Genomic DNA, 17607 nt, shown 5'->3' with positions numbered 1-17607 from the left:
CGCGCCCGGACCGAACGGCGATGGGGGCCGGTGACATGGTCACCGGCCCCCATCGCCGTCGAACCGTCGATCTACAAGTACAGGCCCGTCGAGTCCTCGGAGCCCTCGAACCGGTCCGCGGCCACGGCATGCAGATCGCGCTCCCGCATGAGCACGTACCCGACGCCCCGCACCTCGACCTCGGCACGGTCCTCGGGGTCGTACAGCACCCGGTCCCCCGGCTCCACGGTCCGTACGTTCTGCCCCACGGCGACGACCTCGGCCCAGGCCAGCCGGCGCCCGACGGCCGCGGTGGCGGGAATGAGGATGCCGCCGCCCGACCGCCGCTCGCCCTCACCGTTCTCCTGCCGCACGAGTACGCGGTCGTGCAGCATCCGGATGGGCAGCTTGTCGTCCTGGGTGTCGATTCTCTTGGCGCTCACGCCACTGAACCTACCTGCCTTCGGCGCTCGTGTACGCGTCCGGGTCAGCCCTTGCGGCGCCGGGTACCGAGGGCGAGCAGCCCCACGAGACCCACGGCGACGAGGGCGACCGGCACGACGCGCTCAAGCCGGGGCGCGCCCTCCTCGTCCACGAACTGGGCCCTCACGTCGGTGATGGCCTTGTTGACGGAGACGTACGCCCGCCCGAGTGTGTGGTCGATGTTGGAGACGACCTTGGCCTTGGCGTCACCGACGATCGTCTTCGGGTGCACCCGCACCCCGATCTCGTCGAGCGTCTCGGCAAGCACGTCGCGGCGGCGCTTGATGTCCGCCTCGATCTGCGCCGGGGTTCTGATGTCCGACGTGTCCGCCACGGCAGGCCCTCCGAAGTCGCTTCCTATGTGTCCTGGACAGTCTGTCAGTTCCGCCCGCGACCGCACTGTCAGGCCCCCCGGTTACGCTGACCCAATGAGCGAGCGACTCCAGCCCGGGGACGTGGCCCCCGCCTTCACCCTGCCCGACGCCGACGGCACCGAGGTGTCCCTGTCGGACCACAAGGGCCGCAAGGTCATCGTCTACTTCTACCCGGCCGCCCTGACCCCCGGCTGCACGAAGCAGGCCTGCGACTTCACCGACAACCTGGAGGTGCTGGCCGGCGCGGGCTACGACGTCATCGGCATCTCCCCGGACGCCCCGGAGAAGCTGGCGAAGTTCCGCGAGAAGGAGTCTTTGAAGGTCACCCTGCTGGCCGACCCCGACAAGAAGATCACCGAGGCCTACGCCGCCTACGGCGAGAAGAAGAACTACGGCAAGACCTACATGGGCGTCATCCGCTCCACGATCATCGTGGACGAGGAGGGCAAGGTCGAGCGGGCCCTGTACAACGTCCGCGCGACGGGCCACGTGGCGAAGATCATCAAGGATCTGGGTATCTGAGGCGAGATCCAGCAGTCGGGAGCCAGGTCGGGCCGCTCGGGCACCGACCTGCGCTCCTCGCTCCGCTTCCGTGGAGCCAGTTCCTCGGCGACGCGCCGCCAGAAGCGCACAGCGCCCGAGCTGTTGTCCTGAAGGGCAACCTGCCATTCCCCCGGTTGCCGGCCGCCGCAGGTGACGAGCGGAGAAAGCAGCCCCCAAGCCCCCAGCCGCTCACTTCGGCCGTCTCGTCGGCATTGCCCCCCCCACGAACTCGCTCATGTCGTGCCGGAACATGAGTCAGAAGCGTTCGATGGTGGCTCGGTCGGTCAAGCAGCTCCTTTACATGTCGAGCGTGACTGTCCGATTAGCGGTTCGTTAGTCCGTACGAGGTCACGAACGCGTGGCCGAGGACGGAGGGGGTTCGGTGGGGGCCAGTGCATACACCAAGGAGCGGCTGGAGGAGGCGGCTCGGGGGGCTCGGACCTTGTCGGAGGCGCTGGAGAGGTTGGGGGTGGTCCCCAAGGGCTGGAAGCGACGATACGTCCACGAGCGAATGAAGAAGCTCGGGGTGGATGTCTCGCACTTCGAGCGGGAGGGGGTCAAATGGACGCGGGAGATCCTGGAACCGGTGGTCGCCCGGTCGTCGAGCATCAACGGGGTCCTGCGGGATCTGGGGCTTGACCCTGTCGGCGGGCACCACACGAACATCTCCAGGCGCATCAAGGCGTACGGCCTCGATACCTCGCACTTCACCCCGGCGGGCCGCACGGAACGGCAACGGTACAACCAGCGCCGCCGGACAGCCGAAGAGATCCTCGTCGAGGAGACTTCGGCGCATGCCAGGCGCGTACCGAGCAGCCGTCTCAAGCGGGCGATGCGCGAGCTGGGCGCAGACGAGCGTTGCGCCATGTGCGGGATCGAGCCGGTGTGGCTCGGGGAACCGCTGCCCTTGGAGGTCGACCACATCGACGGCAACTGGCGAGACAACCGGATCGGGAACCTGCGGCTCCTGTGTCCCAACTGCCATTCGACGACAGACAGTTACCGAGGACGCGGGAAGGGACGTGCCTCATGAGCAGCGGTGTGCAGTACACCCGGGAACGCCTGGCCGAAGCCGCCGCGCGCTGTTCCGACATCGACGAGGTCATCGCCTTCTTCGGTACCGGACCATACGGGTACCTCCGTCGCTACCTCGCGAGACGTTTCGCTCACTTCGATATCGACATCTCGCACTTCCGCCCTTGTGGGCGACAACGCCGCCCCACCGAGGACGAACTGCGAGCAGCAGTCGCCGAATCGACCTCCCTCGCGGAGGTGCTGCGCCGTCTGGATCGCCCGGGCAACGGCAGTCAACGCACCCAGCTGCGCAAGTGGATCGCCGAGCACGAGATCGCGACCTCGCACTTTCTGGGGCAGGCCCACCGACGAGGCAAGCCGTCAGGGAACGCCAAGCGGCCGGAGGAGGTACTGGTCCAGCACGGCGGCACACACCGGACCAACACCAAGCGTCTGCGCCGCGCGCTTCTGGAAGTCGGCGTGATCGAGGAGTGCGCCCGTTGCGGGATCGGCCCCGAGTGGATCGGCAAGCCCATAACTCTTGAGGTCGACCACATCAACGGCGATTGGAGCGACGACCGGCGGGAGAACCTGCGGTTGCTGTGCCCCAACTGTCACGCGATCACGTCTACGTGGTGCAGAGGAGGTCGACGACGCACTCCGCGACGCCCAGTAGAGTAGGCAACGCTGCGGGCCCGTATCCCAGCTGGCCAGAGGATGCCGGTTTAGATCCGGTATGTCGTGGGTTCGAGTCCCACCGGGCCCACCTTGCGAAGGGCGCCACACCTATGTGGCGCCCTTCGACGCCCCTCAGCCCAACAGCTCCCGCACCACCGGCACCAACGCCCTGAACGCCTGCCCCCGGTGGCTGATCGCGTTCTTCTCCTCCGCCGTCAGCTCGGCGCATGTCCTGGTGTCGCCTTCCGGCTGGAGGATCGGGTCGTAGCCGAAGCCGTTCGTGCCCACCGGGGTGTGGCGCAGGACGCCCCTCAGCCGGCCCTCGACCACCCGCTCGGTGCCGTTCGGCAGCGCCAGTGCTGCCGCGCAGGCGAAGTGGGCGCCCCGGTGTTCGTCGGCGATGTCCGAAAGCTGGGCCAGGAGCAGGTCCAGGTTGGCCTTGTCGTTTCCGTGCCGTCCCGACCAGCGGGCCGAGAAGATGCCGGGGGCGCCGTTCAGGACGTCGACGCAGAGGCCGGAGTCGTCGGCGATGGCCGGCAATCCCGTGGCCTGGGCCAGGGCGTGGGCCTTCAGGAGGGCGTTCTCGGCGAAGGTGACGCCGGTTTCCTTGACGTCGGGGATCTCGGGGTACGCGTCCGCGCCGACGAGGTCGTGGGGCAGGCCTGCGTCGGCGAGGATCGCGTGGAGCTCGGTGATTTTGCCGGCGTTGCGGGTGGCGAGGATCAGGCGGGTCATGCCCACCAGTATCCAGCGCGTGTCAGGGGGTGCAGACCTTCGTCAGCTCGCCCGCCGCGTCTGTGATGGGGCTCAGGTCCGGCGTCTCGTCGCCGTTCTTGACCGACGTACGGACGTTGGACACGGCCGTGCTGAGGTCGTCGACCGCCTGGTTGACGTCGGCGTTGTCGGTCTTGTCGCCGATCTCGTCGAGGTTCTGGTCGATGGAGGTGAGGGCCTCGTCGATCTGGGTCGGGTCGTTCGACGCGTTCTCCACGGCCTGCTGGAGGTCGGTGACGCTGTCGGCGACGGCTTCGGCGGTCTGGACGCAGTCCAGTGCCTTGCTGACCGCGTCGCAGCCGGTGGTGAGGCCGACCGTCAGTCCTACGGCGGCCACCGCGGCGGCGATGGTGGCGATACGGCGACTAGGGCGGCGTCGGCTCGCGGCCATGGATGTGTTCCCTCCCTTGGGCAGGCCTCGGGAGGCCCCCGTGTGCTTGGCCGGGCGCCCGTTGTGCGTAGCGGGCGCCCGTACCTTCGAAGACGCCGGGGTGGTCGGTCGGGTTGCTCCCACCGGCCACCGTTCTTGGCGCTCTCTTTACTTTTCGAGGACCGTATCAAGTGCCTTGCTCTGCAGGACAGCGAGTTCCGAGCAGCCCAACACCGCGAGGTCGAGAAGGGAGTTGAGCTCCTCGCGGGCGAAGGGCTCGGCCTCGGCGGTGCCCTGGACCTCGACGAAGCGGCCGTCGCCGGTGCAGACGACGTTCATGTCGGTGTCGGCCTTGACGTCCTCCTCGTAGCAGAGGTCCAGGAGCGGGACTCCGCCGACGATGCCGACGGAGACCGCGCTCACGGTTCCCGTCAGCGGCTGACGGCCCGCCTTGATCAGCTTCTTGCCCTGGGCCCAGGAGACGGCGTCGGCCAGGGCGACGTACGCGCCGGTGATGGCCGCTGTGCGGGTGCCGCCGTCGGCCTGGAGCACGTCGCAGTCGAGGACGATGGTGTTCTCGCCGAGTGCCTTGTAGTCGATGACCGCGCGCAGGGAGCGGCCGATGAGGCGGCTGATCTCGTGGGTGCGGCCGCCGATCCTGCCGCGGACGGACTCGCGGTCGCCGCGGGTGTTGGTGGCGCGGGGCAGCATGGAGTACTCGGCGGTGACCCAGCCCTCGCCGCTGCCCTTGCGCCAACGGGGGACGCCTTCGGTGACGGAGGCGGTGCAGAAGACCTTCGTGTCGCCGAAGGAGACGAGGACGGAGCCCTCGGCGTGCTTGCTCCAGCCGCGTTCGATGGTGACCGGGCGGAGTTGTTCGGGGGTGCGGCCGTCGATTCGAGACATGGCGTCGAGCCTATCGGCCTCCCGGGTGAGCGTTCGGTGCGCTCAGCTCACATCATGTCCTCGATCTCGGCGGCGATCGGGTCGGCGTCCGTGCCGATGACGACCTGGATCGCGGTGCCCATCTTGACGACGCCGTGGGCGCCGGCGGCCTTGAGGGCGGCCTCGTCGACGAGGGCGGCGTCGTGGACCTCGGTGCGCAGGCGGGTGATGCAGCCCTCGATCTCGTCGATGTTGTCGATGCCGCCGAGTCCCGCGACGATCTTCTCTGCCTTGGTGGCCATGCCGGTCTCCTCATGCACAGTTGGCCCAACTTCACGAGCGATTGCGCTGAACGTACCGAAAGATGACGTCACAGCAACCCAATCGTCGTGACTGGTCTACACCACCTGGCAGGCGGTCGCCAACTGATGAGCTCAGAGACCGAGATCTCTCCCGCGCGCCGGCGCTGGCAGTCGGCGTTCCAGGGGCTCCAGAAGATGGGCCGCAGTCTGCAGCTGCCCATCGCCGTTCTCCCGGCCGCGGGCATCCTCAACCGGCTTGGCCAGCCGGATGTGTTCGGGGAGGACGGGCTGGGGTGGACGAACGTCTCCAAAGTGATGGGCGGCGCGGGCGGCGCGCTGCTGGACGGTTCGCTGGGGCTGCCGCTGTTGTTCTGCGTGGGTGTGGCGATCGGGATGGCGAAGAAGTCGGACGGGTCGACGGCGTTGGCGGCGGTGGCCGGATTCCTCGTCTACTTCGCGGTGTTGAGGCAGTTCCCGGAGGACTGTCCGAGCGGGGCGAAGACCGTGCAGGGCATCGGGTGCCAGGCGACGGTCGATCACACGGTGGTGGCGTTCACGTACCAGAATCCGGGGGTGTTCGGCGGCATCGTCATGGGGTTGCTGACGGCGTTCTTCTGGGCGCGTTATCACCGTACGAAGCTGGTGGACTGGCTCGGCTTCTTCAACGGGCGGCGGCTCGTGCCGATCATCATGGCGTTCGTCGCGATCGTGTTCGCGGCGCTGTGTCTGTGGGTGTGGCCGCCGATCGGTGACGGTCTGGAGAGCTTCAGCGACTGGCTGAGCGACGCGGGTGCGTGGGGTGCGGGGCTGTTCGGTGTCGCGAACAGGGCGTTGCTGGTCATCGGGCTGCACCAGTTCCTGAACGTGCCCATCTGGTTCCAGTTCGGCACGTACACGAAGGCGGACGGCTCTCAGGTCCACGGCGACATCAACATGTTCCTGGCGGGCGACCCGAACGCCGGGCAGTTCACCTCGGGGTTCTTCCCGATCATGATGTTCGCGCTGCCGGCGGCGGCGCTGGCGATCACGCACTGTGCGAAGCCGGCCCGGCGCAAGGAGATCGGGGGCCTGATGCTCTCGGTGGCACTGACCTCCTTCGTCACGGGGATCACCGAGCCGATCGAGTACTCGTTCCTGTTCATCGCGCCGCTGCTGTACGCGGTGCACGCGCTGCTGACGGGTGTGTCGATGGCGGTGACGTGGGGGCTCGGGGTGCATGACGGCTTCAGCTTCTCGGCCGGTCTCATCGACTACGTCATCAACTGGAACCTCGCGACGAGGCCCTGGGCGATCGTCCCGATCGGTCTGTGTTTCGCGGTCGTCTATTACGTGATCTTCCGGTTCGCGATCACCCGGTTCGACCTCAAGACGCCGGGCAGGGAGCCGGAGGAGGAGCGCGAGGACGTCACGAAGGCCTGACAGCGCGTAGTTCTCCGGTTGCGGAACTGACGGGTTCCTTATAACGGCCCCATCGTGTACAACAGGTCTACACCACTGAGTGGTGTAGACCACCACCCGATGGAGGACGTATGAGCACCGCCACCGAGACGGCGGCCCCCGCAAAGAAGCGGGGATCCGGTCTTTTCCAGGGCCTGCAGAAGGTCGGCCGCAGCCTGCAGCTCCCGATCGCCGTGTTGCCTGCGGCGGGGCTGCTGCTCCGGTTCGGCCAGCCCGACGTGTTCGGCAAGGACGGCTTCGGCTGGGACAAGGTCGCGTCCGTGTTCGCCACCGCCGGTGGCGCGATCTTCGACAACCTGCCGCTGCTGTTCTGCATCGGTGTCGCGATCGGCTTCGCGAAGAAGTCCGACGGCTCCACCGCGCTGGCCGCCGTGGTCGGCTTCCTGGTGTACAGCAACGTCCTCAAGGCGTTCCCGGTCACCGAGGCCAAGGTCCAGGCCGGCGCGGACATAGCCGCGACCTACAACAACCCCGGTGTCCTCGGCGGCATCCTGATGGGACTGCTGTCGGCCGTGCTGTGGCAGCGCTTCCACCGCACCAAGCTGGTGGACTGGCTGGGCTTCTTCAACGGCCGCCGCCTGGTGCCGATCATCATGGCCTTCGTCGGCACCCTCATGGGCGTCTTCTTCGGTCTGGTCTGGGAGCCGATCGGTGAGGTCATCTCCAACTTCGGTGAGTGGATGACGGGACTCGGCGCCTTCGGTGCGGGGATGTTCGGTCTGATCAACCGCGCGCTGATCCCCATCGGCATGCACCAGTTCGTGAACTCCGTCGCCTGGTTCCAGATCGGCGACTTCAAGGACGCCTCGGGCGCTGTCGTCCACGGCGACCTGACCCGCTTCTTCGCCGGTGACCCGACCGCCGGTCAGTTCATGTCCGGCTTCTTCCCGATCATGATGTTCGGTCTGCCGGCCGCCGCGATCGCGATCGCCCACTCCGCCCGTCCCGAGCGACGCAAGGCCGTGATGGGCATGATGATCTCGCTCGCGCTGACCTCCTTCGTGACGGGTGTGACCGAGCCGATCGAGTTCTCCTTCATGTTCATCGCGCCGGTGCTCTACGCGATCCACGCGGTCCTGACCGCGATATCCATGGCGGTGACCTGGGCGCTGGGCGTCCACGCGGGCTTCACCTTCTCCGCGGGCGCCATCGACTACGGGCTGAACTGGAACCTGGCCACGAAACCCTGGCTGATCATCCCGATCGGCCTGGTCTTCGGCGCCATCTACTACGCCGTCTTCCGCTTCGCCATCGTCAAGTTCAACCTCCCCACCCCGGGCCGCGAGCCCGAGGAGGAGATCGAGGACCTCACGAAGGCGTGAGTCACGGCTGAGGAACCGACGAGGCCCCCGGAGTCCTGAACCTCTCCGGGGGCCTTCGGTGTGTCGTAGGGGCTAGATGTCGTACGACAGGCTCGGCGCCGCCAAAGACACCGGACCGTCGTACACCGCGCGCGCGTCGGCGAGGTTGACCTGGGGGTCGGTCCACGGGGGGATGTGGGTGAGGACCAGGCGGCGGGCGCCTGCCCGGGTCGCCGTCTCACCCGCCTCGCGGCCGTTGAGGTGCAGGTCGGGGATGTTCTCCTTGCCGTGCGTGAAGGCCGCCTCGCACAGGAACAGGTCGGTGTCGCGGGCGAGTTCGGTCAGGGCGGGGCTGAGACCCGTGTCGCCGGAGTACGTCAGGGACTTCCCGCCGTGCTCGACGCGGATGCCGTACGCCTCCACCGGGTGCGCCACTCGCTCGGTGTGGACCGTGAACGGGCCGATGTCGAAGGTGGACGGCTTGACCGTGTGGAAGTCGAAGACCTCGCTCATGGAGGAGGCGGTGGGGGTGTCGGCGTAGGCCGTGGTCAGACGGTGTTCGGTGCCTTCGGGGCCGTAGACCGGGATGGGGTCGCAGCGGCCGCCGTCGTGGCGGTAGTAGCGCGCGACGAAGTACGCGCACATGTCGATGCAGTGGTCGGCGTGCAGATGGCTGAGGAAGATCGCGTCGAGGTCGTAGAGACCGCAGTGGCGCTGCAGCTCGCCAAGGGCGCCGTTGCCCATGTCGAGAAGCAGCCGGAAGCCGTCGGCCTCGACGAGGTAGCTCGAGCAGGCCGATTCCGCGGACGGGAACGACCCCGAGCAGCCGACGACGGTGAGCTTCATAAAACAGAAACCTCCGCTGGCGGGAACTTTTCCGGGTATGGAGACGGGGGTCGTGCGGTCCGTCGAGCGTAAGGCGCAAAACCTCCGGTCGCTCCTCCGCCAAGGGCTGTTGTGGGCGAACTCACCTGTGCTGTCACCGGTTCGGCTGGACCAGGGCGCGTGAGGAGTGTGAGCGCGCTTACGGCTTGTGCAGAGGGCGCGCAGGGCCGATCGCGCGCCGGTAACGTCCTCCTCATGGACACGTCCTGGTGGCTCGCGCTCGCGGCGGTGGTACTGCTCGCACTGGTCGCCACGCTCGTGGACGGGTGGGGGCGGGGGCATCGGCCCCGGGGTCGTGCGGACCGTACGACCCGGCCGGCGGGGCGTACGGGTGTGCGGCCGCGGCCCTCGGAGATCTGGTGGGCGAACGTGCCGTACGAGGACGGGCCGGGCGGCAAGGACCGGCCCTGTCTGGTGCTCGCGGTGCGCGGTAAGCGGGCGACGGTCGCGAAGATCACCAGCAAGTACCACGACGAGCGGACCGGGGTGATCCCGTTGCCCCCGGGCTCGGTGGGCGACGCGCGGGGGCGTGCGAGCTTCCTGGAGACGGACGAGTTGCGCGAGGTGCCGGTGTGGGACTTCCGGCGGAGGGCGGGCGTGGTGGACCCGGTCCTGTGGGACCAGGTCCGTCACCTGGCGACGTAGCAGGTCACGCCCAGAGTTGTCCCTGCAGGGTTTCGATGGCCTCTTCGGTGGTCGCGGCCGTGTAGACGCCCGTCGACAGGTACTTCCAGCCGCCGTCGGCCACGACGAACACGATGTCGGCGGACTCTCCCGCCTTCAGCGCCTTGTTGCCGACGCCGATCGCGGCGTGCAGGGCGGCGCCGGTGGAGACGCCCGCGAAGATGCCCTCCTGCTGGAGGAGCTCGCGGGTGCGGGTGACCGCGTCCGCCGAACCCACCGAGAAGCGGGTCGTGAGGACGGACGCGTCGTACAGCTCCGGTACGAAGCCCTCGTCCAGGTTCCTGAGCCCGTACACCAGGTCGTCGTAGCGCGGTTCGGCGGCGACGATCTTCACGTCCGGCTTCTGCTCGCGCAGGTAGCGGCCGACGCCCATGAGGGTGCCGGTGGTGCCGAGGCCCGCGACGAAGTGGGTGATCGAGGGGAGGTCGGCGAGGATCTCCGGGCCGGTGGTCGCGTAGTGGGCGCCCGCGTTGTCCGGGTTGCCGTACTGGTAGAGCATCACCCAGTCGGGGTGCTCGGCGGACAGTTCCTTGGCGACCCGTACGGCGGTGTTGGAGCCGCCCGCGGCGGGCGACGAGATGATCTCGGCACCCCACATGCCGAGCAGGTCGCGGCGCTCCTGGGAGGTGTTCTCGGGCATCACGCAGACCATGCGGTAGCCCTTGAGCTTGGCCGCCATGGCCAGGGAGATGCCGGTGTTGCCGGAGGTCGGCTCCAGGATCGTGCAGCCCGGGGTCAGGCGGCCGTCCTTCTCCGCCTGCTCGACCATGTGCAGGGCGGGGCGGTCCTTGACCGAGCCGGTCGGGTTGCGGTCCTCCAGCTTCGCCCAGACGCTTACGTCGGCGGACGGCGAGAGCCGCGGCAGGCGCACCAGAGGGGTGTTGCCCACCGCGGCCAGCGGGGAGTCGTAACGCATCGACGATCAGGCCATGCCGCCGGCCACGGCCGGCAGGATCGTGACGTTGTCGCCGTCGGTGAGCTTGGTGTTGATGCCGTCGAGGAAGCGGACGTCCTCGTCGTTCAGGTAGACGTTGACGAACCGGCGCAGCTCACCGCCGGCCGACTGGTCGACGATGCGGGCCTGAACGCCCGCATGCCGGGTCTCCAGGTCGGCGAAGAGCTCGGCGAGGGTGTTCCCGTTGCCCTCCACCGCCTTCTGGCCGTCGGTGTAGGTGCGGAGGATGGTCGGGATGCGGACCTCGATGGCCATGGCTCAGGGCTCCTGTCGGATGGTGTCTGGTCGGTGGCGCGCGGCAGCGCTGACAACAGCAGGTCGTGCGTGTGTGTGCGCCGCGGCTCACGGCCGTACGGCGGCAGGGGGCAGCGTCAACAGATGGCGCTGGCGAGCCTGCACAGGTCGACGTGCAGCCGCGCCACGAGCAGGGTGCCCGGCGTCTTCTCGCTCACGTCGTAAGAAACCATGGGGTCATCGTATCGATTCCCGGTCCGGGTCCCGGAGTGTGATCCCACCATGCGGACGAAATTCGGTCGCTGGCTGAGATACGGCAGCTCAGGCCGAGGCCCTGACCACCAGTCGGGTGGGTACGCCCACCGAGGGCGGCAGCACGGGCCGCCGGTCGAAGAGCAGGCGGGCCATGAGGCGGCCCATCCGCTCGACGTCCTGGTGGACCGTGGTCAGCGGCGGGTCCGTGGCCTCGCTGATCTCGGCCAGGTCGTCGAAGCCGATGACGGCGACGTCGTCCGGGACCCGGCGCCCGCGTTCCCGCAGGGTCCGCAGCGCGCCCGCGGCCATGAGGTCGGAGGCGACGAAGACGGCGTCCAGGCCGGGACAGCGGTCGAGCAGCGCGGCCATGGCCTCGGCGCCGCCCTGCTCGGTGTAGTCGGCGCGCTCGGTCAGCTCGGGCGGGGTGTCCAGGAGGACGTCCCGGTAGCCGGCGAGCCGTTCGGCGGCGGAGTCCTCCTGGTCGTAGGGCCCGGTGACGGTCGCGATCCTCGTACGGCCCAGGGAGACCAGATGCTGGACGGCCTGCCGGGCTCCCCCGCGGTTGTCGCCGTCGACGTAGGCGTGGGCGCGCACGGTGTCGCCGTCGCGCAGGAGGGGGCGGCCGCCGAAGACGACCGGGATGTCGAGCCGGTCGGCCATCTCGTGGAGCCGGTCGCCGGGGCGCAGGGAGAACAGGACGGCGCCGTCGACATGGCCGCCGCCGAGGTAGTCGGCGACGCGGGGATGGTCGTCGGGTTCGTCCAGGAACAGCAGGACGGCCTGGGAGCCGTGCTCGGCGAGTTCGCGGCGTACCCCGCGCAGCAGACAGTCGAAGAAAGGGTCGAGGAAGAGCCGGTTCTGCGGCTGGCTGGCGACCACGGCGACGGCGCCGGTGCGGCGGGTGACGAGCTGGCGGGCGGCCTGGTTCGGTACGTAGCCGAGTTCGGCGATGACCCGGCGGACCTGCTCGACGACCTCGGCACGCACTCTGGCCTCGCCGTTGATCACCCGGGACACCGTGGACTTCGACACCCCCGAACGGCGTGCGACGTCCTCCAGGGTGGGCCGTGGTCCGTGCGTGTGCGGCGTCAACACCTTCTCCAGTACGGGAAGTTGGTCGTACCGCGAGCCTAGTACTGCGCGACGATCTCCACGTCCTCCTCGGTGACCTCGCCGTCGACGATGCGGTAGGAGCGGAACTGGAACTCGCCGAGGCCGTCGGTGTCGGCGGTGGAGACGAGGACGTAGTGGGCGCCGGGCTCGTTGGCGTAGGAGATGTCCGTGCGGGAGGGGTAGGCCTCGGTCGCGGTGTGGGAGTGGTAGATGACCACCGGCTCCTCGTCGCGGTCGTCCATCTCGCGGTAGAGCTTGAGCAGGTCGCCGGAGTCGAACTCGTAGAACGTGGGCGACATGGCCGCGTTCAGCATCGGGATGAACCGCTCGGGCCGGTCCGACCCGGCCGCTCCCGCGACGACTCCGCACGCCTCGTCGGGGTGGTCCTTGCGCGCGTGCGCGACGATCTGGTCGACGAGGGCCTGGGTGATGGTCAGCATGGTGGTCAGGATAAGCAGAAGGGCTGCCCGGTACCGAGGAGTGGTACGGGGCAGCCCATATGCCGGACTGTCTAGCCGGAGACCTGCTCGAACTCCGGCTCCCGCCGGTCCGTGATCTCCGGGTTCCGGGTCTTCAGTACGAGCCAGCCGACACCCAGCGCCGCGGCCCATCCCGCCATCACGTACAGGCACACCCGCGAGTCCGCGTCGTACGCGATGAGGCAGGTCACGAAGAGCAGGAACACGATGGCGATCCAGCTGCCGACCGAGCCGCCCGGCGCCGGGAAGGCGGATGCAGGCAGACGCCCCGCCACGACCTCACGCCGGTAGCGGACGTGGCTGACCAGGATCATCAGCCAGGTCCAGATGCCCGCCGCGGTCGCGACGGAGACGACGTACCCGAAGGCCTTCTCCGGCACGACGTAGTTCAGCAGCACGCCGATGCCCATGAAGAGCACGGAGACCGTGATGGCCAGCGCAGGAGTCCTCGTGACGGAGAGCTTGTTGAAGGCCTGCGGGGCCTCCCCGCTGTCGGCCAGGGTGCGCAGCATGCGGCCCGTGGAGTACATGCCGGAGTTGCAGGAGGACAGCGCCGCGGTGAGGACGACGAAGTTGACGATGCCCGCGCCCGCCGGGATGCCGATCACGGCGAAGGCCTTCACGAAGGGGCTGACGCCGGCCGCGAACTCGGTCCACTTGACCACGCACAGGATGACGGTGAGCGCACCGACGTAGAAGAGGCCGATCCGCCAGGGCAGGGTGTTGATCGCCTTGGGGAGGGTCTTCTCGGGGTTCTCGGACTCGCCGGCGGTGACGCCGACCAGTTCGACGGCGAGGTAGGCGAACATCACGCCCTGCAGGGTCATCAGGGACGAGCCGACGCCCTTGGGGAAGAAGCCGTCGAAGGCCCAGAGGTTGGAGACGGCGGCGGTGTCACCGGCGGCGCTGAAGCCGAAGGTGAGGACGCCGAGGCCGATCACGATCATGCCGATGAGGGCGGTGACCTTGATCATCGAGAACCAGAACTCGATCTCGCCGAACAGCTTCACCGAGATCAGGTTCGCCACGAACAGGACGACCAGGAAGACCAGGGCCGTCGTCCACTGCGGGACCTGCGGGAACCAGTAGTTGACGTAGATCGCGGCGGCGGTGAGTTCCGCCATACCGGTGACGACCCACAGCAGCCAGTACGTCCAGCCGGTGAAGTAGCCGAAGAACGGGCCGAGGAACTCGCGGGAGTACTCCGCGAAGGAGCCCGAGACCGGGCGGTAGAGCAGCAGCTCACCGAGAGCCCGCATGATGAAGAAGATGATGACGCCGGCGACGGCGTACATCAGGATCAGGCTCGGACCGGCCTTGGCGATGTTCGCCCCGGCGTTGAGGAAGAGGCCGACGCCGATGGCGCCGCCGATCGCGATCATCTGGACCTGGCGGCTGCCGAGTCCGCGCTCGTATCCCTCTTCGGAGGTCTTCTCCGAGCCGGAGCCCGAGCCTGTGTCGACCTGAGCGGAGGTCATGTGTGTGGTGCGCCTTTCTCCATGCCGATCCCGGCCTCGTCGGCCGCGGACCGGATCTCGATCCCCCCGGATTGATGGAGTGGTGCCTGGCCGACGGTCGTCGGCGCGGTGGCGCACCCGGCCGAACATTTGGGTGGTGTTCGCCGGGCGGTCGTGAAGATTTATCACGGCCGCAATGTTGACCAACCGTATGGCATGTGGCGCAGTGCACAGGCATAAGTGAACAAAGCCGACCCGGCGGGGAGGAAGGAGGCGATCACGGTGACATGATCGTTATCCGGATTTGAGCGTCCTCTGAGCGAAGACGGAACCGTCACATTTCACGGCATAAGAGTGGTCACGAGGGTCTCCTGGAGACCGCCCAGCCACAGGTACGCCATCACCATCGGCTTGCGCGGGTCCTCGTCCGGGAGCCGGTAGAGGAGGTCGGTGTCCTCCTCGTCGGTGATGTCGAGGCGGGAGCCGATCGCGAGACGCAGGTCGTTGAGGGCGCCGAGCCACTGCTGGGACTCGGCGGCCGACAGCTTGAGGACCGCTCCGCCCTCACCGCCGGAGTTCAGCGCGTCCAGGGTGCGGACCACCGCGAGGGCGTTGTCGCGCTTGCCGGCCCGCAGGTCGTTCTCGGTGTAGCGGCGGAACTCCGAGGAGTACGCCCGCTGCTCCTCGGCCTCCTTGGCCTGCGGGGTGCCCTCGGGATCGCTGTACGCGTCCGGGAACAGCCGCTTGAGCACCGGGTCGGAGGGCGGCTCGCTCGGTCCCTCCGCGAAGAGCTCGGCGAGCGGGTCGTCGGGGGCGTCCTCGGCGGGCCCCGGCCCGATGAGCTCCAGCAGCTGGACGGCCAGCGACCGGATGATGGAGATCTCGACATCGTCGAGCGCGACGGCCGCGCCGCCGCCGGGGAGCGGTTCGAAGGTTCCTGGCATGGAGGAGATTCGCTACTTCCGGTCCTACGGGCGGGGGCGGGTCATTTCCGGTCCTGCTGGAGGGTGGCCCACAGGCCGTAGCCGTGCATGGCCTGCACGTCGCGTTCCATCTCCTCGCGACTGCCACTGGAGACGACCGCCCGGCCCTTGTGGTGGACGTCCATCATGAGCTTGGTGGCCTTGTCCTTCGTGTACCCGAAGTACGTCTGAAAGACGTAGGTCACGTAGCTCATGAGGTTGACCGGGTCGTTGTGGACGATGGTGACCCAGGGGACGTCCGGCTCGGGTACGGCGAAGACCTCTTCCGCCGACTCGGTGCGTTCGATCTCTAGGGGAGCGGGTGACGTCACAGGCCCCATGCTGCCACGGTCCCTACAAATCGTCACACTGACACAAACGAGGTACCATCCTCGTCATGAACACAGCGGACCTTGGGCTGCCGGTGGACGTTCCCTCGACAGCGCTCTTCACGGACCAGTACGAGCTCACGATGCTGCAGGCCGCCCTGAAGGCGGGTACCGCCGAGCGGCGCAGCGTGTTCGAGGTCTTCACCCGGAGGCTGCCGGAGGGACGGCGGTACGGCGTCGTCGCGGGCACCGGCCGAGTTCTGGACGCGGTGGAGAACTTCCGCTTCGACGCGGACGTCCTCGGCTTCCTGCGGGAGCGCGGCATCGTGGACGAGGAGACCCTGGACTGGCTCGCCTCCTACCGCTTCGGCGGCGACATCTGGGGCTATCCGGAGGGCGAGGTGTACTTCCCGGGCTCGCCGATCATGCGGGTGGAGGGCTCGTTCGCCGAGTGCGTGCTGCTGGAGACCGTGATCCTGTCGATCCTCAACCACGACTCCGCGATAGCAGCGGCCGCCTCCCGGATGTCCTCGGCCGCCGGGGACCGCCCGCTGATCGAGATGGGCGCCCGCCGCACCCATGAGCTGTCCGCGGTGGCCGCCGCCCGTGCCGCCTACGTCGGCGGTTTCACCACCACGTCCGACCTCGCGGCCGGCTTCCGCTACGGCATCCCCACGGTGGGCACCTCCGCCCACGCCTTCACGCTCCTGCACGACCAGGAGCGGGACGCCTTCCGGGCCCAGGTGGACTCGCTGGGCCGGGGCACCACGCTGCTCGTGGACACGTACGACGTCACCGAGGCCGTCCGCATGGCCGTCGAGGTCGCCGGGCCCGAGCTGGGGGCCGTGCGCATCGACTCCGGTGACCTGCTGCTGGTCGCCCACCGGGTACGGCAGCAGCTGGACGAGCTGGGTGCGAAGAAGACGCGGATCATCGTCACCTCGGACCTCGACGAGTACGCGATCGCCTCGCTGGCCGTGGCGCCCGTGGACGCGTACGGCGTCGGCACCCAGCTGGTGACCGGGTCCGGGCACCCCACCTGCTCGATGGTCTACAAGCTGGTCGCGCGCGCCGAGTCCGCGGACCTCAAGGCTCCGCTGGTGCCGGTGGCGAAGAAGGCGACCGGGGGCAAGACCTCGGTGGGCGGTCGCAAGTGGGCGGCGCGGCGGCTGGACGCGGACGGGGTCGCGGAGGCCGAGGTGGTGGGCACGGGGGTGGTGCCGCCCGCGCTCGCGGACCGGCAGCTGCTGGTCGAGCTGGTGAAGGGCGGCGAGGTCGTCGCACGGGAGGCGCTGGACGTCGTACGGGACCGCCATGCGGCCGCGCGGGCCAACCTGCCGCTGTCGGCGACGCAGCTGTCGCGCGGGGAGCCGGTCATTCCGACGGAGTACGTCCAGGGGCGCTCGGGTAGCTAATGCGAGTGCGCCCTCCCGCAGTGCCGTCGAAGTCTCTAGGCTCGTAAGTTCACCCAACAGTCGAAGGACACCCACATGCGCCGCGCCTTGATCGTCGTTGACGTGCAGAACGACTTCTGCGAAGGGGGCAGCCTCGCGGTGGCGGGAGGTGCCGATGTGGCCGCCGCCGTCACCGAGCTGATCGGACAGGCGGCAGGCTCCGGCTACCAGCATGTGGTGGCCACCCGCGATCACCACATCGCGCCCGGCGGCCACTTCGCGGACAACCCCGACTTCGTGCACTCCTGGCCCGCGCACTGCGTCGCCGGGACCGAGGGCGTGGGCTTCCATCCGAACTTCGCGCCGGCCGTCGCGTCGGGGGCGATCGACGCCGTCTTCGACAAGGGGGCGTACGCGGCCGCCTACAGCGGGTTCGAGGGGGCTGACGAGAACGGCGTGACGCTGGCCGACTGGCTGCGGGCGCGGGAGGTGTCGGAGGTGGACGTGGTCGGAATCGCCACCGACCACTGCGTGCGGGCCACGGCGCTGGACGCGGCGCGGGAGGGGTTCCGTACGCAGGTGCTCCTCGACCTCACCGCCGGTGTCGCCGAGGGGACGACCGAGCGGGCGATCGAGGAGATGCGCGAAGCGGGTGTGGAGCTGTCGGGCAAACCGGTGGTCTGACGAGCTCGTCCCCGG

General features: G+C 68.6%; 23 protein-coding genes and 1 tRNA gene. 9 read left to right on the top strand and 15 right to left on the bottom strand.

The window, feature by feature from the left end:
• Positions 1-71 precede the first annotated feature (71 nt).
• Entirely contained in the window at positions 72-422 is a 351-nt protein-coding gene (locus tag ACI2L1_RS22150) for a GroES family chaperonin (RefSeq protein WP_404741053.1), read from the bottom strand.
• A 44-nt stretch (positions 423-466) separates the two neighbouring features.
• Entirely contained in the window at positions 467-796 is a 330-nt protein-coding gene (locus ACI2L1_RS22145; protein ID WP_404741052.1) for a DUF3618 domain-containing protein, read from the bottom strand.
• A 94-nt stretch (positions 797-890) separates the two neighbouring features.
• On the opposite strand from ACI2L1_RS22145, the gene bcp reads away from it, so the two are divergent.
• The 4 genes from bcp (at position 891) to ACI2L1_RS22125 (ending at position 3159) form a co-directional block, all read left to right on the top strand.
• Entirely contained in the window at positions 891-1358 is a 468-nt protein-coding gene (gene bcp, locus ACI2L1_RS22140) for a thioredoxin-dependent thiol peroxidase (protein WP_404741051.1), read from the top strand.
• A 403-nt stretch (positions 1359-1761) separates the two neighbouring features.
• Positions 1762-2412, top strand: coding sequence for an HNH endonuclease signature motif containing protein (locus ACI2L1_RS22135; RefSeq protein WP_404741050.1), 651 nt, complete (start codon positions 1762-1764; stop codon positions 2410-2412).
• On the top strand, positions 2409-3074 hold the full coding sequence (locus tag ACI2L1_RS22130) for an HNH endonuclease signature motif containing protein (protein WP_404741049.1): 666 nt from the start codon (positions 2409-2411) through the stop codon (positions 3072-3074). The genes ACI2L1_RS22135 and ACI2L1_RS22130 overlap by 4 nt, the downstream gene beginning before the upstream one ends.
• Before the next feature lie 10 nt (positions 3075-3084).
• A tRNA-Leu gene (locus ACI2L1_RS22125) sits at positions 3085-3159 on the top strand.
• 44 nt (positions 3160-3203) lie between these two features.
• Here the strand turns inward: ACI2L1_RS22125 and rdgB are convergent.
• The 4 genes from rdgB to ACI2L1_RS22105 all read right to left on the bottom strand — a co-directional run bounded on the left by rdgB (position 3204) and on the right by ACI2L1_RS22105 (position 5402).
• Entirely contained in the window at positions 3204-3806 is a 603-nt protein-coding gene (rdgB, locus tag ACI2L1_RS22120) for an RdgB/HAM1 family non-canonical purine NTP pyrophosphatase (protein WP_404741048.1), read from the bottom strand.
• 22 nt (positions 3807-3828) lie between these two features.
• On the bottom strand, positions 3829-4236 hold the full coding sequence (locus ACI2L1_RS22115; RefSeq protein ID WP_404741047.1) for a hypothetical protein: 408 nt from the start codon (positions 4234-4236) through the stop codon (positions 3829-3831).
• A 147-nt stretch (positions 4237-4383) separates the two neighbouring features.
• Positions 4384-5121 (bottom strand): ribonuclease PH, encoded by a 738-nt coding sequence (gene rph / locus ACI2L1_RS22110; RefSeq protein WP_404741046.1) that lies wholly within the window; start codon positions 5119-5121, stop codon positions 4384-4386.
• Between the two features lie 47 nt (positions 5122-5168).
• Positions 5169-5402 carry a glucose PTS transporter subunit EIIB gene (locus ACI2L1_RS22105; protein WP_031056752.1) on the bottom strand — a complete coding sequence of 78 codons (234 nt, stop codon included), beginning with the start codon at positions 5400-5402 and terminating at the stop codon, positions 5169-5171.
• A 126-nt stretch (positions 5403-5528) separates the two neighbouring features.
• On the opposite strand from ACI2L1_RS22105, the gene ACI2L1_RS22100 reads away from it, so the two are divergent.
• Entirely contained in the window at positions 5529-6821 is a 1293-nt protein-coding gene (locus ACI2L1_RS22100; protein WP_404741045.1) for a PTS transporter subunit EIIC, read from the top strand.
• 110 nt (positions 6822-6931) lie between these two features.
• A complete protein-coding gene (locus tag ACI2L1_RS22095; RefSeq protein WP_404741044.1) occupies positions 6932-8182 on the top strand; it encodes a PTS transporter subunit EIIC in 1251 nt (416 codons plus the stop codon).
• Positions 8183-8254: 72 nt separating this feature from the next.
• Here ACI2L1_RS22095 and ACI2L1_RS22090 read toward each other — a convergent pair whose 3' ends face one another.
• The gene (locus tag ACI2L1_RS22090) at positions 8255-9007 is read right to left on the bottom strand and encodes an MBL fold metallo-hydrolase (protein ID WP_404741043.1); all 753 of its coding nucleotides are present in this window, start codon (positions 9005-9007) and stop codon (positions 8255-8257) included.
• Between the two features lie 234 nt (positions 9008-9241).
• On the opposite strand from ACI2L1_RS22090, the gene ACI2L1_RS22085 reads away from it, so the two are divergent.
• The gene (locus ACI2L1_RS22085; protein WP_404741042.1) at positions 9242-9691 is read left to right on the top strand and encodes a type II toxin-antitoxin system PemK/MazF family toxin; all 450 of its coding nucleotides are present in this window, start codon (positions 9242-9244) and stop codon (positions 9689-9691) included.
• Positions 9692-9695: 4 nt separating this feature from the next.
• Here ACI2L1_RS22085 and ACI2L1_RS22080 read toward each other — a convergent pair whose 3' ends face one another.
• From ACI2L1_RS22080 to clpS, 8 genes are all read right to left on the bottom strand, one after another.
• Positions 9696-10646 (bottom strand): PLP-dependent cysteine synthase family protein, encoded by a 951-nt coding sequence (locus ACI2L1_RS22080; RefSeq protein WP_404741041.1) that lies wholly within the window; start codon positions 10644-10646, stop codon positions 9696-9698.
• Between the two features lie 6 nt (positions 10647-10652).
• Entirely contained in the window at positions 10653-10940 is a 288-nt protein-coding gene (locus ACI2L1_RS22075) for a MoaD/ThiS family protein (RefSeq protein WP_404741040.1), read from the bottom strand.
• Between the two features lie 116 nt (positions 10941-11056).
• On the bottom strand, positions 11057-11152 hold the full coding sequence (locus ACI2L1_RS22070; RefSeq protein WP_020121180.1) for a putative leader peptide: 96 nt from the start codon (positions 11150-11152) through the stop codon (positions 11057-11059).
• Between the two features lie 88 nt (positions 11153-11240).
• The gene (locus ACI2L1_RS22065; RefSeq protein ID WP_404741039.1) at positions 11241-12266 is read right to left on the bottom strand and encodes a LacI family DNA-binding transcriptional regulator; all 1026 of its coding nucleotides are present in this window, start codon (positions 12264-12266) and stop codon (positions 11241-11243) included.
• A 38-nt stretch (positions 12267-12304) separates the two neighbouring features.
• Positions 12305-12727, bottom strand: a complete 423-nt coding sequence (locus tag ACI2L1_RS22060; protein WP_404741038.1) for a Mov34/MPN/PAD-1 family protein — start codon at positions 12725-12727, stop codon at positions 12305-12307.
• Positions 12728-12798: 71 nt separating this feature from the next.
• Positions 12799-14244 (bottom strand): amino acid permease, encoded by a 1446-nt coding sequence (locus tag ACI2L1_RS22055; protein ID WP_404741037.1) that lies wholly within the window; start codon positions 14242-14244, stop codon positions 12799-12801.
• Between the two features lie 320 nt (positions 14245-14564).
• The gene (locus ACI2L1_RS22050) at positions 14565-15167 is read right to left on the bottom strand and encodes a DUF2017 domain-containing protein (protein ID WP_404741036.1); all 603 of its coding nucleotides are present in this window, start codon (positions 15165-15167) and stop codon (positions 14565-14567) included.
• A 41-nt stretch (positions 15168-15208) separates the two neighbouring features.
• Positions 15209-15526, bottom strand: coding sequence for an ATP-dependent Clp protease adapter ClpS (gene clpS / locus ACI2L1_RS22045; RefSeq protein WP_404741035.1), 318 nt, complete (start codon positions 15524-15526; stop codon positions 15209-15211).
• 56 nt (positions 15527-15582) lie between these two features.
• Here clpS and ACI2L1_RS22040 point away from each other — a divergent pair, with 56 nt between their 5' ends.
• Positions 15583-16929, top strand: coding sequence for a nicotinate phosphoribosyltransferase (locus tag ACI2L1_RS22040; RefSeq protein WP_404741034.1), 1347 nt, complete (start codon positions 15583-15585; stop codon positions 16927-16929).
• 75 nt (positions 16930-17004) lie between these two features.
• Positions 17005-17592, top strand: a complete 588-nt coding sequence (locus ACI2L1_RS22035; protein ID WP_404741033.1) for an isochorismatase family protein — start codon at positions 17005-17007, stop codon at positions 17590-17592.
• Positions 17593-17607: the final 15 nt, after the last annotated feature.

Source organism: Streptomyces sp. NPDC019531, from assembly GCF_044903305.1.
In the GTDB taxonomy this organism is placed as follows: Bacteria; Actinomycetota; Actinomycetes; order Streptomycetales; family Streptomycetaceae; genus Streptomyces.
Note: the sequence above shows the minus strand (reverse complement) of the source record. Positions and strands in the feature narration are given on the sequence as shown.

Coding starts and splice junctions, on each gene's coding strand:
- ACI2L1_RS22105 (WP_031056752.1), bottom strand. CDS start 5,402: ATGGCCACCAAGGCAGAGAAGATCGTCGCGGGACTCGGCGGCATCGAC.
- ACI2L1_RS22085 (WP_404741042.1), top strand. CDS start 9,242: ATGGACACGTCCTGGTGGCTCGCGCTCGCGGCGGTGGTACTGCTCGCA.
- ACI2L1_RS22090 (WP_404741043.1), bottom strand. CDS start 9,007: ATGAAGCTCACCGTCGTCGGCTGCTCGGGGTCGTTCCCGTCCGCGGAA.
- ACI2L1_RS22095 (WP_404741044.1), top strand. CDS start 6,932: ATGAGCACCGCCACCGAGACGGCGGCCCCCGCAAAGAAGCGGGGATCC.
- rph (WP_404741046.1), bottom strand. CDS start 5,121: ATGTCTCGAATCGACGGCCGCACCCCCGAACAACTCCGCCCGGTCACC.
- ACI2L1_RS22055 (WP_404741037.1), bottom strand. CDS start 14,244: ATGACCTCCGCTCAGGTCGACACAGGCTCGGGCTCCGGCTCGGAGAAG.
- ACI2L1_RS22100 (WP_404741045.1), top strand. CDS start 5,529: ATGAGCTCAGAGACCGAGATCTCTCCCGCGCGCCGGCGCTGGCAGTCG.
- rdgB (WP_404741048.1), bottom strand. CDS start 3,806: ATGACCCGCCTGATCCTCGCCACCCGCAACGCCGGCAAAATCACCGAG.
- ACI2L1_RS22060 (WP_404741038.1), bottom strand. CDS start 12,727: ATGCTGACCATCACCCAGGCCCTCGTCGACCAGATCGTCGCGCACGCG.
- clpS (WP_404741035.1), bottom strand. CDS start 15,526: ATGGGGCCTGTGACGTCACCCGCTCCCCTAGAGATCGAACGCACCGAG.
- ACI2L1_RS22070 (WP_020121180.1), bottom strand. CDS start 11,152: ATGGTTTCTTACGACGTGAGCGAGAAGACGCCGGGCACCCTGCTCGTG.
- ACI2L1_RS22130 (WP_404741049.1), top strand. CDS start 2,409: ATGAGCAGCGGTGTGCAGTACACCCGGGAACGCCTGGCCGAAGCCGCC.
- ACI2L1_RS22035 (WP_404741033.1), top strand. CDS start 17,005: ATGCGCCGCGCCTTGATCGTCGTTGACGTGCAGAACGACTTCTGCGAA.
- ACI2L1_RS22115 (WP_404741047.1), bottom strand. CDS start 4,236: ATGGCCGCGAGCCGACGCCGCCCTAGTCGCCGTATCGCCACCATCGCC.
- ACI2L1_RS22040 (WP_404741034.1), top strand. CDS start 15,583: ATGAACACAGCGGACCTTGGGCTGCCGGTGGACGTTCCCTCGACAGCG.
- ACI2L1_RS22080 (WP_404741041.1), bottom strand. CDS start 10,646: ATGCGTTACGACTCCCCGCTGGCCGCGGTGGGCAACACCCCTCTGGTG.
- bcp (WP_404741051.1), top strand. CDS start 891: ATGAGCGAGCGACTCCAGCCCGGGGACGTGGCCCCCGCCTTCACCCTG.
- ACI2L1_RS22050 (WP_404741036.1), bottom strand. CDS start 15,167: ATGCCAGGAACCTTCGAACCGCTCCCCGGCGGCGGCGCGGCCGTCGCG.
- ACI2L1_RS22075 (WP_404741040.1), bottom strand. CDS start 10,940: ATGGCCATCGAGGTCCGCATCCCGACCATCCTCCGCACCTACACCGAC.